This window comes from Lamprobacter sp., from assembly GCF_034860625.1.
Taxonomy (GTDB): Bacteria; Pseudomonadota; Gammaproteobacteria; order Chromatiales; family Chromatiaceae; genus Lamprobacter.
On sequence record NZ_JAYESN010000532.1, the window covers coordinates 1 to 1,318 of the forward strand.

Consider the following 1,318-nt stretch of genomic DNA (forward strand, 5'->3'; position numbering starts at 1 on the left):
GCGATGTTGCCGATCGCGGCCACTGAATCGACCTGGCCGCGCGGGACGATGCGCAGTCGTTGCGGGCCGACTCGCAGATCACCGGCTGCCGTGATGAGATTCTGCCGTCGCAGGGCCTCGTCGATCTGCTCGCGGCTGATGCCGAGCTGCGCCGCCCTGGATGCGGCGATCTCGACATAGATCGCATCCTGCGGCGCACCGAGGGTCGCGACCCGCGCCACGCCTGGCACCAGCACCAATTCGCGCTCCAAGACCTCGACGTAATCGCGCACCTGCTCCAGCGAGTAACCGTCGCCAGTGACGGCGAAGAAGAGCGCGTAGACATCGCCGAAGTCATCGTTGACCAGCGGCGGCCCGGCGCCCGGCGGCAGCTCGCGCTGGGCGTCTGCGACCTTGCGCCGGAGCTTGTCCCAGACCTGCTCTAACTGATCGCGGTCGCGCGCAAAGGGCAGGTCGATCTCCACCTTCACCCGCGACAGGCCCATGCTGGAGACGGAGGTGATCTCCTTGACCTCCTGGAGCTGCTGCACGGCGCCTTCAATGACATCCGTGACCTCATCGGCGACCTGTGTCGGAAGCGCGCCGGGGTAAGGCGTGGAGATCACCGCCTCGCGGATGACGAACTCCGGGTCCTCGAAGCGGCCGAGCTGCTGGTAGCTGATCCAGCCGCCGATCAACAGCAGCAGGCAACCGAGCCAGGCGATGGTGCGCTTATTCAGCGTCGCGGCGGCGAGATTCATGGCGGGCGCCTCTAGAGACCCAAGGTAGGAGCGGGTGAGTCCTTGGATGCGGGGCTGGGCGAGTCCCCGGACGATGGCTCGGCTGAGGAGGCCCCGGATTGGGGGCTAGATGAACCCGCGGATGAGGGGCCTGGTAAGCTCACGGATGTGGTATCGGATGTGCCTCTGGATGAGGACTCGGGTAAGCCTTCGGATGAGCGATCGGACGCAGGCGAGGAATCCGACGCGAGCGGGTGCACGCGCATGCCGTCGCGCAAGCTGTGCACGCCGGCGGTTACAATCCGCTCGCCGGGTCTGAGTCCACTCAGCACCGCGATCTCGGCATCCTGGAGGGCGCCGGTTTCGATGCTGCGGCGGCTGACTTGGCCGGTCTCTGGGTCCACCACCCAGACCGTCGGTGTGCCGTCGGCAGCGGCGACCACAGCGGCGATGGGGATCAGCACCGGGGCCGTGCCATCGGCCGCGGCGTTGCCCTCGGCGCTGGCGCTCTCCGGCAGCACCTCAACGCCCATGCCCGGCAGCACCCGCAGGTCAGGCGGCGGCGTCAGGCTCAGCACCACCTCGTAGGTCTGGGTCTG

Annotated in this window: 2 protein-coding genes; both read right to left on the reverse strand. The window is 67.8% G+C overall.

From position 1 onward, the window contains the following. Nucleotides 1-740 (reverse strand): efflux RND transporter permease subunit (locus VBE63_RS29510; RefSeq protein WP_323686535.1); only part of this gene is annotated, 740 nt, incomplete at its 3' end. Between the two features lie 11 nt (nt 741-751). Then, the coding region (locus VBE63_RS29515; protein ID WP_416274731.1) for an efflux RND transporter periplasmic adaptor subunit at nt 752-1,318 on the reverse strand (567 nt) is incomplete at its 5' end.